This is a genomic window from Streptomyces sp. NPDC085931 (genome assembly GCF_044540565.1).
Taxonomy (GTDB): domain Bacteria; phylum Actinomycetota; class Actinomycetes; order Streptomycetales; family Streptomycetaceae; genus Streptomyces.
In genome coordinates, this window is record NZ_JBITSK010000006.1 from 147310 (window position 1) to 160104 (window position 12795).

Sequence of the window (12795 nt, forward strand, 5' to 3'; positions counted from 1 at the left end):
GCGGGCGTTGTTGGGGGGGTTGGTGGCGGGGGCGGGGGCGCGGGGCGGCCCCGGGGCGGGGGGGGGGGGGCCCCCCCCCCCGGGGGGGGGGGGGCGGGGCGCGCCCCGGGCGGGCCCCCCCCCCCCACCGCCGTGCGACCCGGCCCACCCCCCCGCACCGGCGGAAGGACGCTCATGGACACCTCAGGCCTGCCCCTCGTGGTCGACGACTCCCCGGAGTGGGGCAGCAAACACCTCGACCTCGAGGCCTACCTCGCCCGCATCGGCTACCACGGGCCGCGCGACGCCTCACTCGCGGCGCTGCGCGCCCTGCACCGCGCCCACCGGGACTCCGTCTGCTTCGAGAACGTCGACATCGCCCTCGGGCGCACGGTCTCCCTCGACATCGACGCCGTCCAGCGCAAGATCGTGCAGGCGGGCCGCGGCGGCTACTGCTACGAGACGAACCTGCTGTTCGCCGCCGCGCTCGACTGCTTCGGCTTCCCCGTCACCCGGCTCCTGGTCCGCATCCGCGAGGGCAGCGCCAAGCGCCGGTTCCGCTCCCACACGGCCCTGCTCGTGCGGGCCGCGGACACCGTGTGGCTGGCCGACCCCGGCTACGGCTACGCCGCGCTGATCGAACCCCTCGCCCTGCACCCGGAAGCGGAGAGCACCGTCGCCGGCTGGTCGTGGCGGCTGACGACCGAGGACGGCCACTGGCTCCTGCAGTACCGGCGGCCCGAAGGCTGGTTCGACATCTACGCGTTCCGCACCGAACCGCAGTACGCCGTCGACTTCGAGGCCGCCCACTACGTCAGCTCCACCCGCCCCGGCTCGCCCTTCGTGGGGCAGCTCGTGGTCCAGCGGGCGAACGACGAGGAGCGGTACCGGCTGAAGAACAACGAGTTCACGACCGAGTACCGCGACGGCGAGCAGCGGCTGCGCGTCCTGCGCCCGCACGAGACCGTGGACGTGGTGCGCGGCACCTTCGGGCTCCCGCTCACCCCCGAGGAGGAACGGCTGCTGCACGACTTCCTCGCCGCCCGGCAGTGACGCTCGCACACGAGAGAACTCCCCGCCGGACAGCGGGGAGTTCTCTCGTGTGCGGGCCTTCAGGCCCGCGCCGCTCGCGGGGCCAGCGCGGCCAGCACGGCCTCCACCACGGCCCCCGGAGCGCGCCCGGTGGTGTCCACCACCGCCCGGGCGACCTCCGTGTAGAGCGGGCGGCGGGCCGCGGCCAGCGTGCGCCAGCGCAGGTGCGGATCGCCGGCCAGCAGCGGCCGGCCCGGGTCCCGGCCGATCCGCCGGACCGCCTCGCCGGCGTCGACGTCGAGGAAGACCACCGGCCGCCCGGCCAGCAGCGCCCGGGTCCGCGGATCCAGGATCGCGCCGCCGCCGAGGGCGAGCACACCGTCGTGCCCGGCGAGGGCGCGGGCCACCGCCCGCGCCTCGATCGCGCGGAAGGCGGCCTCGCCCTCGCCGGCGAAGATCTCGGCGATGGTCCGGCCCTGCGCGGCGACGATGTCGTCGTCGGTGTCCCGGTAGGCCACCCCGAGCCGCTCGGCCAGCAGCCGCCCGACGGTGGACTTGCCCACGCCCATCGGGCCGACCAGCACGACCAGCGGGCCGCTCATCGGATGGCGAGGTGGTCGAGGTACGAGGTGACGTTGCGCCGGGTCTCGGCCACGCTGTCACCGCCGAACTTCTCCGCCACCGCGTCCGCCAGCACCAGGGCCACCATGGCCTCGGCGACGATCCCCGCGGCCGGCACCGCGCACACGTCGGAACGCTGGTGGTGGGCCTGCGCGGCCTCACCCGTGCCGACGTCCACCGTGCGCAGCGCCCGCGGGACGGTCGCGATCGGTTTCATCGCCGCGCGCACGCGCAGCAGTTCACCGGTCGTGAGCCCGCCTTCGGTGCCGCCGGCACGGCCCGACGCCCGCCGAACACCCGCCTCGGTCTTGACGATCTCGTCGTGTGCCTGGGACCCGGGAACACGGGCCAGGTCGAAACCGTCGCCGATCTCGACACCCTTGATGGCCTGGATGCCCATCAGCGCACCCGCCAAGCGGGCGTCGAGCTTGCGGTCCCAGTGCACGTGCGAACCCAGCCCCACGGGCACGCCGTAGGCCAGGATCTCCACCACACCGCCGAGGGTGTCACCGTCCTTGTGGGCCTGGTCGATCTCGGCGACCATCGCCTTCGAGGCGTCCGCGTCCAGACAGCGCACCGGATCCGCGTCCAGCCGCTCCACATCCCCCGGCGTCGGGTACACCCCCTTCGGCGCCTTGGCCGAGGCCAGCTCGACCACGTGAGAGACGATCTCGACGCCGGTGGTCTCCTTGAGGTACGACCGGGCCACGGCGCCGAGAGCCACCCGGGCCGCCGTCTCCCGCGCCGAGGCACGCTCCAGGATCGGCCGGGCCTCGTCGAAACCGTACTTCTGCATACCCGCCAGGTCGGCATGCCCCGGGCGCGGACGGGTCAGCGGCGCGTTACGGGCCAGCCCCGCCAGCACCTCCGGATCGACCGGATCGGCCGCCATGACCTGCTCCCACTTCGGCCACTCCGTGTTGCCCACCATGATCGCCACGGGCGAGCCCAGCGTCAGGCCGTGCCGCACGCCGCCGAGGAAGGTGACCTCGTCCCGCTCGAACTTCATCCGGGCACCGCGGCCATAACCCAGCCGCCGCCTCGCGAGATGGTCCGCCACCATGTCCGTGGTGATCGGCACGCCGGCGGGAAGCCCCTCCAGCGTCGCCACGAGTGCGGGACCGTGGGACTCACCCGCGGTCAGCCAGCGCAACCTGCTCAACGGTGCCGCGCTCCTTTCCCGTCGCGTCGGAGAGGACCTCCTTGATCAGTTCGCCGACGATGCGCACACCGTCCTGCGTGAGCACCGACTCGGGGTGGAACTGCATCGACGCGAAGTGCGGACCGCGCAGCGCGTGCACCTCGCCGGTCCCGGCGTCGCGGCTGATCTCCACCACGCCCACGCCCTCGCACTCGGCCTTGTCCTCCTCGGCGCGGGCGGCGAACGTGTTGTAGAAGCCGACCCGTTCGAGCGTCCCGAACAGGTCGATCTCCCGCTGCACGCCCTGGTTGGGCACCGCGCGGCGCACCAGCGGGAAGCCGAGCAGGGTGCACAGCGTCTGGTGGCTGAGGCAGACGGCGAGGAACGGGCGGCGCTCGTCCAGCAGGGTGCGCACCGCGGCCCGCAGGTGGGCGATCTTGGGGTGGTCGACGTCGCGCGGGTCGCCCGGGCCGGGCCCCATGACGACGAGGTCGTGACCGTCCACGGAGTACGGCTCGTCGAACCGGCGCACCGTCACCCGCAGTCCCATGGACCGCAGTTGCTGGTCGAGCATCGACGTGAACGTGTCCTCGGCGTCCACGACCAGCACCCGGCGGCCGCTCAGTACCGGATCCGGACCGGCTTCCCGGCCGTGACCGGCCAGCCAGAAGCCGGCCAGGGTGGCGTTGCGCTGTTCCAGCGCCGCCCGGACCCGCGGGTGGTGCGCGAAGCGGGAGGGACCCTCGCTCTCGATGGCCGCGAGCAGGCCCGCCGCCTTCGCCGCGGTCTCGGCGACCTCACCGTCCGGGTCGGAGTGGCGCACGAGCGTGGCGCCCACCCCGATCCGCAGCCGGCCGGCCTCGTCGATGTCGGCGGTGCGGATCAGGATGGAGGAGTCCAGCGCCCGCTCGCCGTGCTCGTCCCGGCCGATCAGCGCCACGACGCCGCTGTAGTAGCCGCGGCCCTCGGGCTCGTACCGGCTGATGACCCGGCAGGCGTTCTCCAGCGGGCTGCCGGTGACGGTCGGGGCGAACAGGGTCTCGCGCAGGATGTCGCGCGGGTCCCGTGTGCTGTGTCCCTCGATGAAGTACTCGGTGTGGGCGAGGCGGGCCATCTCCTTGAGGTACGGCCCGACCACCCGGCCGCCCGACTCGCAGATCCGGGCCATCATCTTCAGTTCCTCGTCCACGACCATGTACAGCTCGTCGGCTTCCTTGCGGTCGGCGAGGAAGTCGAGCACCTGCGGCAGGGTCGGGCCGGTGGCCGGGTAGCGGTAGGTGCCGCTGATCGGGTTCATCACCGCCAGGCCCTCGCGCAGGCTGATGTGGCGCTCGGGGGTGGCTCCGACGAGGGTGCGGGAGCCGGTGTGCACCAGGAACGTCCAGTAGGCGCCGCTCTCGCGCTGCAGCAGCCGCCGGAAGACCGCCAGGGCGTGACGGGGGGTGTAGCCGGTGATGTCGGCGGTGTAGGTGCGCTTGATGACGAAGTTGGCGCCCTCCCCGGTGCCGATCTCGTCCCGGACGACCCGGCGGACGGTGGCGGCGTACTCCTCGTCCGGGATGTCGAAGCGGCCGCCGGACAGTTCCACGGGCAGGTCGGGGACCCGGGTGAGCACCTCGGCGACGGGCACGGTGGCCTGACCGGTGACGGTCATCGCGATCAGCGGCGTGCCGTCGTCGGGGCAGTCGAACCCGCGCTCGGCGATCTGCCGGTAGGGCACCAGGGCCAGGACCTCGTGGCGGGGGCCGGCGGCCCCCTCCGGGGCGTCCGGCAGGGGCAGTTCGGCGAGGTTGCGCGGCTCGGTCGTCTCCCCGACGAGGACGTCCAGCAGGCCCGGGCCCGTCGTCTCGGGGCGGTGCAGCACGGCGTACGCGGCCGGGGGCCGGTCGCCCAGGATCCGGCCGAGCAGGTCGCCGGTCGCGGTGCCGGTCATGCCAGGACCTCCTTGGTGGTGACGACGACGGCGCAGCGCTGCGCCGCGTACTCCAGGGCCATCCGGTGGTGCTGCTCGGAGAAGTCGGCCGTCGCGTCGGCCACCAGGAACGGCTGGATGTCGTTGGTGAAGGCCTCGACGGCGGTCATCAGCACGCCCACGTGCGCGTACACACCGCACAGCACGAGCTGGTCCCGGCCGGCGGCCCGCATCCGCTGCAGCAGGTCGGAGCGGAAGAAGGCGCTGTAGCGCCACTTGGTGAGCTGCCAGTCGCCCTCGGCCGGGGCCAGTTCGTCGACGACCTGCCGGTCGGCGGGCGCCGTGCGCATGCCCGGGCCCCAGAAGTCCTTCAGCAGGCCCCGCTGCTCGTCGGTCATGCCGCCGGGCTGCGCGGTGTACGCCACCGGCATGCCGCGTCCGGCGCAGTGCTCGCGCAACAGCCGTGCGTTGCCCACGAGTTCCTCGCGCAGGCCCTCGGGCAGGGGCCGCAGGAAGTAGCGCTGCATGTCGTGCACCAGCAGGACGGCGCGGTCCGGGTCGACGGACCAGCCGGCGACGTTGCCGGGCAGGTCGCCGGCCGCCGGCATCGGGTAGGGGGTGATCTCGGGTATGCCTGCCATGGGCTTCTTCTCCTGGTGGCCTGACGTCGGTGGGGCTTGGGGGGCTAGGCGCCGAGCGCGGCGCCGCCGTCGACGGTGAGTTCGTGCAGGGTGATGTGGGACGCCTCGTCGGACAGCAGGAAGGCCACGGCGCCGGCGACGTCCGAGGGGCGGGCCACCTTGCCCAGCGGGATGCCCACCCGGAAGGCGTCCAGCCGCCCCTCCACCGTGTGCCTCGGGCCGGACTCGTCGTGCCACATGGACGTGAGCATCGGCGTGCTGGTGGAGCCGGGGGCCACCACGTTGCAGCGGATGCCGTCCCGGGCGACCTCCAGGCCCAGGCTCTTGGTGAACATGGTCGCCGCCGCCTTCGACGCGGCGTAGGCGGCCATCTGCACCCGCGGGGTGGCGGCGGCGTTGGACGCCACGGTGACGATCGCGCCGCGCCGACGCGGCAGCATGCGGTTGACGACGGCCCGCGACATCAGGAAGACGCCGGTGGCGTTGACGGCGAACGTCGTCGTCCAGTCCTCGTCGGTGAGGTTGCGCACGGTGCCCAGACGCAGCACGCCCGCCCCGTTGACCAGGTACTCCAGCGGGCCGAGGCGCTGCTCGGCGTCCCGGACGACGGCGTCGACCTGCGCGGCGTCGGTGACGTCGGCGGGCAGGGCCAGCGCCTCCAGGCCGTCCGCGCGCAGCTTCTCCACCACCTGCCGCAGCCGGTCGGCGTCCCGGTCCACGGCGGCCACCACCGCGCCGCGTTCGCCGAGGGTGCGGGCCACCGCCTCGCCGATGCCGCCCGCGGCTCCGGTGACGAGTGCGACCTTTCCGTCCATCTTCCAGACCTCCTCATCTGCGTGTCTGCCCGACGGCCGTGCCGGTGCCGTCCGGGGTGAGCGGGCCGAGCTGCCGGCGGGCCTGTCAGCCGAGCCAGGCCGAGGCCACGGCGACGGCCTGGCCGGGGTTGAGGCGCGGATCGCAGTAGGTCGTGTACTTGTCCGCGACGTGGTCGACGCAGGCGTCGTTGGGGACGCACTCGGTGACGTCGTCCGGGGTGGTCTCCAGGTGCAGCCCGCCGATGACGCCGCCCTCGGAGCGGACGGCCTCCTGGAAGTCCTGGATCTCCCGCTCGATCGTCTCCAGGTAGCGCGTCTTGAGCCCGCCGGGCAGGGTGACGGTGTTGCCGTGCATGGCGTCGGTCAGCCAGATCACCGGGTGCCCGGCCTCGCGGGCCGCGGCGACGAGCTTCGGCAGCCGGTCGCCGACCGTGGCCGCCCCCATGCGGGCGATGAGCGTGAGCCGGCCCTCCTCCCGGCCGGGGTCGAGCCGTTCGCACAGCCCGAGCAGCTCGTCGGGCGTCACGTTCGGGCCGATCTTGCAGGCGACCGGGTTGGCGACCCGGGACAGCAGGGCGACGTGGGCGCCGTCCAGCTGGCGGGTGCGCTCACCGATCCAGGGCCAGTGCGTGGAGGTGAGAACGAGCCGGCCCCGCTCGTCCCGGCGGACCAGGGGCAGTTCGTAGTCGAGGATCAGCGCCTCGTGGCTGGTCCACACGGGCGGCTCGACGGCGTGCCGCCGCCCGGTGTCCCGCCAGCCGAGGTGGGTCATGATCTCGCCGGCCGCCCGGTAGCAGTCCAGGATGCGCCCAGGCTCCGGACGCCGGCTCTCCGGGTCGGGCTCCGGGCCGTTGACCAGGTGGCCCCGGTACGACGGCAGTTCCACACCGCCCACCAGTTCCGTGGGGCTGGAGCGGGGCTTGCCGAACTGGCCCGCGATACGGCCCACGCGGATCACCGGCTTGTGCGTGATCATCTTCAGTGCGCCGGCCAGCAGGTCCAGCACGGCGGTCTTCCGGGCGACATAGCCGGGCGTGCACTCGGCGGGGTCCTCGGCGCAGTCGCCGGACTGGACGACCAGGGCCTCGCCGGCGGCGACCCGGGCCAGCAGCGAACGCAGCGTGTCGACGTCGGCGGCGTCGACCAGGGCCGGGCGGCGGGCCAACTCGTCCGTGACCTGCCGCACCCGTGCGGCATCGCCCCACTCGGGCTGCTGCCTGGCCGGTTTGTCCTTGATGTCGAGCAGAGCGTCGTCCACTGGTGTCTCCTTCGGCGAATGGCATGACGTCGGCGCGCCATCGCCGGGGCAGGGAAAACCCCGTGACTGCGCAGCCGTGCGGGTCTCGGGCGTGGGCCGGCGGGCCCGGACGCAGCGCGCCGGGCCGGGGCCGCCGGTCGTCGGACAGGCCGCACGAGCGGCGCCGCCGCGGTCCGTGCGGGCGGTGCCCGTCCGCGCGCCGCGGCGCGACGACCGCCGCATTGTCCGGCACGCGTAATAGCAGGGGTGATAGCTGTGGTGAGGGCTCTGGTGATGACTCGGTGAAGACTCGGTGCTGACTCCGGTCGTGCGATAGGGCGCGGGAACGCCGCGGGCGGAATTGCTCGCATTGCGGTGGACCCCGGCACCGGGACACACAATGGCGCCTGCGCGCAAATGCGTTACCGGCCGGGAGGTGACACATTCCCGTTCATCCCGCGCCGGCGGCCGGCGCGGAAACCGGAACGGCCGTCACGCGGCCGTGCCCGGACCGGCCCGGCCGGGGGCCGAGGAGCCGGCCGAGCACCGGCCGGCGAGGAGCCGCCGCCGGGCCCGCCGGGTGAAAACAGGTCGTTCGCCCAGGTGACGAGCCCCTCGGTGCCGCTCCGCGTACAGGGTGCGGACGGATCCCGTGCAGGGCCGTCGAGGACGGCGGTGTGACGCGTGCACGCGGTGCTCCCTCGGCAGACGAAAGTGGCCGAGCCGGACGTCGGACCGGCTGTTCGCTCCGATCCTGTATCGAAAGCGAAGGCCGGCCCAATGGCGATCGACGGACTTCGTCAAATAGCCGGTACTTCATCAAGTCGATGTCGGAACCACTTTGCGCCAATGTGCCACGTCACCCGTAGTTCATCTCGGGTGCATGCGAATAACCTGACCGTGACGCTGGAACTCGTGACATATCGGCAAGGAGTGACGACCCGTCATGTCGGACCGTCTGGGGCAACCGGGCGTGCTGGAGCTGGACGAACTGGTCGCGGAGGGCGTCTCGCCCTGGCTGGACGGACTGAACCGCGGCCACCTGGTCTCCGGAAGCCTGAGCCGTCTCATCGCGCGCACCGGCGTCCGGGGCGCCACGTCCGACCCGGCCGCGCTGGCCGCGGCCGTCGGGACCGGCGACGCCTACCGCGAGCAGCTCGCGACCCTGGCCGGCGGCGACGTCTGCACCGCCGACGCCGTACGCGCGGTGCTGGCCTACGACGTCCGCTGGGCCTGCGACGTGCTGCGGCCGGTGTACCAGGCCACGCGCGGCCTGGACGGCATGGTGTCGATGGACCTGGACCCGAGCGTCGCGCGCGACGCCGAGTCGGCCGTCGCGGAGGCGGAGCAGGCGCTGCGTGCGGTGAACCGGCCGAACGCGATGGTCAAACTGCCCGCCACCGCCGAGGGGATCGCCGCGATCAGGGAGTGCGTCGGCGAGGGCTTCCCCGTCCACATCACCGCGGTCTTCTCGGTGTCGCGCTACCGCGAGGCCCTGGACGCCTATGTGGCGGGCCTGCGGCGCGCGCTGGCCGACGGCCGGCGGCTGCGCACGATCCCCTCGGTCGTCTCACTGCCGGTGGGCCTGCTGGACGCCGAGGTGGACGCGCGGCTGGAGGAGCTGGGCACCCCGGACGCCCTGGCGCTGCGCGGCGAGGCCGCCGTGGCGCGGGCCCGCCACCTGTACCAGCTGTACGACGACTGGTTCGGCGGCGCCCACTGGCGGGACCTCGCCGCCGCCGGGGGCCACCCGCAACGGCTGATGTGGACGTCCACCACCGTGACCGACCCGTCCTCGTCCCCCACCCGGTACGTGGAACGCCTGGTCACCTGGGGCACGATCACCTCGATGACGCCGCCCACCCTGGAGGCGGCCGCCCGCCGGCTCGCCCTGTGCGGCGACACGCTGATGGGCCGTCACGGCGCGGCCGTGGAGGTGTGGCGCCGGCTGGAGGACCTCGGCATCGACGGCGACGAGGTCGCCCGGAAACTGGAAGCCGACAGCGCGCGGCGGCTGGCGGCCGCCTGGCGCGACCTGCACGCGGCGGTGGACGCGGGCCGGAACCCGGCCCGGCCTTAGGACCTGCCGGCGCCCGGCCCGGCCTTAAGGACCTGCTGACACCCGGCCGGCCTTAAGGACCTGCTGACACCCGGCCGGCCTTGAGGACCCGCCGGCGCCCGGCCCGGCCTTGAGGACCCGCCGGCGCCCGGCCCGGCCTTGAGGACCCGTCGGCCCGCGAGTCCGCGGCGTGATCCGAGCGAGGGGGCCCCGCCGCCCGGGCGGCGGGGGAGTGGCGTGGCCGGGGACGTCACCCACCCCCATGGGCGACGTCCCCGGCCTCTCCCCCGGTGCCGGACTGTGGCTCAGGCGTCCGTGCGGCGGGCGTGTGCCGTCACCAGCACATCACCGCCGTCTCGCCGGCACCCCACGCGGAGTACAGGCGTATCCGGACGAGGTAGCGTCGGCCCTTCACGAGCCGGACGCCGATCGTGGCGTTGTGCCGCGTCCCCCCGTCGTCCCGGCCGGCGAGGTAGCGCGGTTCCCCGTCCCGCTCCTCGAAGACCACCACGACGGCGTCGCTGTCGCCGAAGGTGCCCAGCGTGTACCTGCGGGTCTCCGGCGGGTCCACGACGAAGTCGGCCTGTCCGCCCGGGCCCAGGCCCAGCGGCACCGACCGGAACGGCACCAGCGCGTCCGGCTCCCGGTCCGAGGGCGGATACCAGCGGAGCGCGAACTCCTTGTCGGCGGCCGACAGGGTGCCGGGCGGGTCGATGCCCGCGCGGTACCGCTCCGGCTCCAGGATCAGCCCCGGCGGGAACGGGAACCCCATGATCGACTGCGGGTCCCAGACAGGGCCGTTGGCCTCGTCCGCACCCAGCTTGCCCAGGATGTTGCGGTCCGTCCGCTCCCGGCTCCAGTGGTGGGGCGCGCCCGCCAGTTCGGCGTACACGGCCTCGTCGTCCCAGTGGATGCCGGCGAACGGGCTCTGGTGCTCGTGCAGCATGCCGAGCGCGTGCCCGATCTCGTGCAGGGCCGTGCCGCGCTCCCCGGGCGCGGTCAGGTCCCAGCCGAAGTTCATGGTGCGCTCGTGCCGGCCGGCCAGCAGCGCGTCGCGGCCCACCGCCGACCAGGAGCCGTCGCCGCACTGGAAGCCGATCCGCAGCTCCGCCTCCGAGCGGTCGTCGACCTCGGTGAAGGAGACCCCGAGGCCGAGTTCCTGCCACTGGCGGAAGCACGCGCGCACCACGTCCCGCTGCTCCTCGGCACCGCCCCACGGCACCCGTCGCGTCATCCCCGTCCCCGGCACGGGGATGACGGAGGCGTCGGTGTCGCCGTCGAAGAACCAGTAGTGCAGCGCGGTGCCGTTGACCCACATCCGCCGCCCGCCGCGCAGCGCGCTCAGCCGCTCGGCGGCCAGCCCCGGTGCGAAGGCGGGCGCCGGCGCCTGGGCCAGCGAGCAGTAGCGTGCGGTCACGGGCCCCAGCCTGCCGTGCCGCCCGGCCCGGGCACCTGAGTCGAGGGCTACTCAAGTCGCCCTGTATCAAACGTGAGCAGGCGCGCTCATGTCTGTGTGACGACTTACCAGAGGGACGTGACGACGCTGGAGCCGGCCTGGCCGTTCGCCGGGCGGGAGGACGAACTGGAGCTGGTGCGCCGGTCCCTGACCGGCGGCCGCCGCGGCATGGTCGTGACCGGCCCCGCGGGCTGCGGCAAGACGCGCCTGGTCACCGAGGCGGTCCGCGGCACCGACTGCGCCCGGGCGGCCGGCACCCCCGAGAGCCGGTCCATCCCCTTCGCCGCTTTCGCGCACCTGCTGCCCGAACCGGTCACCCTGCACCGCGCCGTGCACCTCCTGGCCGGTGCCCGCACCCTGCTGGTGGACGACGCCCACCTGCTCGACGACGCCTCCGCCGCCCTGGTCCACCAGCTCGCCGTGGACGGCCGGGTCCGCCTGCTGGTCGTGGCCAGGGACGGCAGCCGCACCCCCGGCGCGGTCTCCCGGCTGTGGACCGGTGAGCTGCTGCCGCGCCTCACCCTGGAGCGGCTGCCCGAGGAGGAGACCGCCCGGCTGCTCACGGCCGGCGCCGGACCGCTGGACCCGCTCACCGGGCGGCGGCTGCGGGACCTGGCCCGGGGCGACCTGCGGCTGCTGCGCGACCTGCTCGGCGCGGTCCGCACCCGGCTGACGCCCGTACCGGGAACCGGCGAACGCGCCTGGCGGGGCCCGGTGCCGCTGACCCCCGCCCTCCGCGAACACACCGCCCCCGTCCTGGGCCGCGCCTGCCCGCGCCAGCGCGAGACCCTCGACCGCCTCGCCTTCGCCGAACCCCTGCCGGGCGACCCGGACGGGCTGGACCTCGACGCCCTCGAAGCCCTGGAGTCCGACGGCCTGGTCGCCGTCGACGACCGGGGCGCCGTGCGCCTCGCCCACCCCCTGTACGGCCCGGTGCTGCGGGCCGCGGCGGGCCGGCTGCGGGCGCGCCGGCTGGCCCGGACGCCGCAGGAGCACGCCTCGGCCCTCGACGCCGAACGCGCCGAACTGGCCCGCCGGATCGCCCGGGACGACGTACGGCAGACGCCGACGCCCGTGGGAGAGTGGCTGGTCGCCGAGGGCGGCCCCCTGCCGGGCGGGTACGCCGCCGTACGGGCCCGGTACGCCCGGCTGCGCGGCGAGGTGCGGGAGGCCGCGGCCTGGGCGCGGGAGGGCCTGCGCGGCGACCCCGAGCACACCGCCTGCCGGGCGGAACTCGCCCGGGCCTGCGACCCGTCGGACGGCCGGGGCGGCCTCGACCCCACCCTGGCGGTCCTCGCCGACCCCTACGACGCCGTCCGGCTCGGCGCCCCCGAGAAGGTCATCGACCGGCTGAGCGGCGTGTTCGCCCGGCACGCCGACGCGCTCGCCCGGGCGGACGGCCCCGCCCTGGACGAGGTGGCCGGGGAACTGGAGCGGCGGGGCTTCACCCTGTTCGCCGCCGAGGCGCACGCCCAGGCCGTGGGGGCCCACCGCGACCCGCGCGCCGCCCGGCGCTCCCGCGCCCGGGCCGTGGCCCTGGCCCGGCGCTGCCAGGGCGCGCGCACACCCGCCCTGGCCGGCCTCGCCCTCGGTGAACTCACCGCCCGGCAACGGCAGATCGTCACCCTCGCCGCCGCGGGCCTGAGCAACCGGCAGATCGCCGAACGCCTCACCCTGTCGATCCGCACCGTCGGCAACCACCTGTACGGCGCCTACGCCCGCCTCGGCACCGGCGACCGCGCCGCCCTGCCCTGGCTGACGGACGCCCCCGAGGCCCAGCCGGCCTGACCCGCCCGAACCGGCGGTCCGACCCGAACAGGGGACGGGTCGGACCGCCCCGGGACTCCGGCCGCCACGCGGCGGAGCCGATCCGGGCCACCGGTCCCGCCCGGCCGGTCCCGC

General features: G+C 74.7%; 10 protein-coding genes. 3 read left to right on the forward strand and 7 right to left on the reverse strand.

Features of this window, described 5'->3' with window-relative positions:
- Positions 1–174: 174 nt before the first annotated feature.
- A complete protein-coding gene (locus ACIGAN_RS14210) occupies positions 175–1032 on the forward strand; it encodes an arylamine N-acetyltransferase family protein (RefSeq protein ID WP_365740363.1) in 858 nt (285 codons plus the stop codon).
- 59 nt (positions 1033–1091) lie between these two features.
- On the opposite strand, the gene ACIGAN_RS14215 is transcribed toward ACIGAN_RS14210, so the two are convergent.
- The 6 genes from ACIGAN_RS14215 to ACIGAN_RS14240 all read right to left on the reverse strand — a co-directional run bounded on the left by ACIGAN_RS14215 (position 1092) and on the right by ACIGAN_RS14240 (position 7399).
- Positions 1092–1613, reverse strand: coding sequence for a shikimate kinase (locus ACIGAN_RS14215; RefSeq protein WP_365099345.1), 522 nt, complete (start codon positions 1611–1613; stop codon positions 1092–1094).
- Positions 1610–2794 carry a chorismate synthase gene (aroC, locus tag ACIGAN_RS14220; protein WP_399857398.1) on the reverse strand — a complete coding sequence of 395 codons (1185 nt, stop codon included), beginning with the start codon at positions 2792–2794 and terminating at the stop codon, positions 1610–1612. The genes ACIGAN_RS14215 and aroC overlap by 4 nt, the downstream gene beginning before the upstream one ends.
- A complete protein-coding gene (locus ACIGAN_RS14225) occupies positions 2763–4706 on the reverse strand; it encodes an anthranilate synthase family protein (RefSeq protein WP_399857400.1) in 1944 nt (647 codons plus the stop codon). Before ACIGAN_RS14225 ends, aroC begins: the two co-directional genes overlap by 32 nt.
- Complete coding sequence (locus ACIGAN_RS14230) at positions 4703–5326, reverse strand: isochorismatase family protein (protein WP_365099309.1); 624 nt, start codon at positions 5324–5326, stop codon at positions 4703–4705. The genes ACIGAN_RS14225 and ACIGAN_RS14230 overlap by 4 nt, the downstream gene beginning before the upstream one ends.
- A 44-nt stretch (positions 5327–5370) precedes the next feature.
- Entirely contained in the window at positions 5371–6141 is a 771-nt protein-coding gene (locus tag ACIGAN_RS14235) for a 2,3-dihydro-2,3-dihydroxybenzoate dehydrogenase (protein ID WP_399857402.1), read from the reverse strand.
- A gap of 85 nt (positions 6142–6226) precedes the next feature.
- The gene (locus tag ACIGAN_RS14240; protein ID WP_365099311.1) at positions 6227–7399 is read right to left on the reverse strand and encodes a 3-deoxy-7-phosphoheptulonate synthase; all 1173 of its coding nucleotides are present in this window, start codon (positions 7397–7399) and stop codon (positions 6227–6229) included.
- A 925-nt stretch (positions 7400–8324) separates the two neighbouring features.
- Between ACIGAN_RS14240 and tal the strand changes: the two genes are divergently transcribed.
- Entirely contained in the window at positions 8325–9458 is a 1134-nt protein-coding gene (tal, locus tag ACIGAN_RS14245; protein ID WP_365099312.1) for a transaldolase, read from the forward strand.
- Positions 9459–9771: 313 nt separating this feature from the next.
- Here the strand turns inward: tal and ACIGAN_RS14250 are convergent, their stop codons facing one another.
- Positions 9772–10854: a beta-glucuronidase AbsR1 gene (locus tag ACIGAN_RS14250; protein ID WP_399857405.1), complete on the reverse strand. Its 1083-nt coding sequence runs from the start codon at positions 10852–10854 to the stop codon at positions 9772–9774.
- A gap of 96 nt (positions 10855–10950) precedes the next feature.
- On the opposite strand from ACIGAN_RS14250, the gene ACIGAN_RS14255 reads away from it, so the two are divergent.
- Entirely contained in the window at positions 10951–12681 is a 1731-nt protein-coding gene (locus ACIGAN_RS14255; protein WP_399857407.1) for a LuxR family transcriptional regulator AbsR2, read from the forward strand.
- Positions 12682–12795: the final 114 nt, after the last annotated feature.

What these genes read in the sequence shown, in the direction of transcription:
- ACIGAN_RS14210 (WP_365740363.1), top strand. Translation starts at nt 175, where the DNA reads ATGGACACCTCAGGCCTGCCCCTCGTGGTCGACGACTCCCCGGAGTGG.
- ACIGAN_RS14230 (WP_365099309.1), bottom strand. Translation starts at nt 5,326, where the DNA reads ATGGCAGGCATACCCGAGATCACCCCCTACCCGATGCCGGCGGCCGGC.
- ACIGAN_RS14225 (WP_399857400.1), bottom strand. Translation starts at nt 4,706, where the DNA reads ATGACCGGCACCGCGACCGGCGACCTGCTCGGCCGGATCCTGGGCGAC.
- ACIGAN_RS14215 (WP_365099345.1), bottom strand. Translation starts at nt 1,613, where the DNA reads ATGAGCGGCCCGCTGGTCGTGCTGGTCGGCCCGATGGGCGTGGGCAAG.
- ACIGAN_RS14235 (WP_399857402.1), bottom strand. Translation starts at nt 6,141, where the DNA reads ATGGACGGAAAGGTCGCACTCGTCACCGGAGCCGCGGGCGGCATCGGC.
- tal (WP_365099312.1), top strand. Translation starts at nt 8,325, where the DNA reads ATGTCGGACCGTCTGGGGCAACCGGGCGTGCTGGAGCTGGACGAACTG.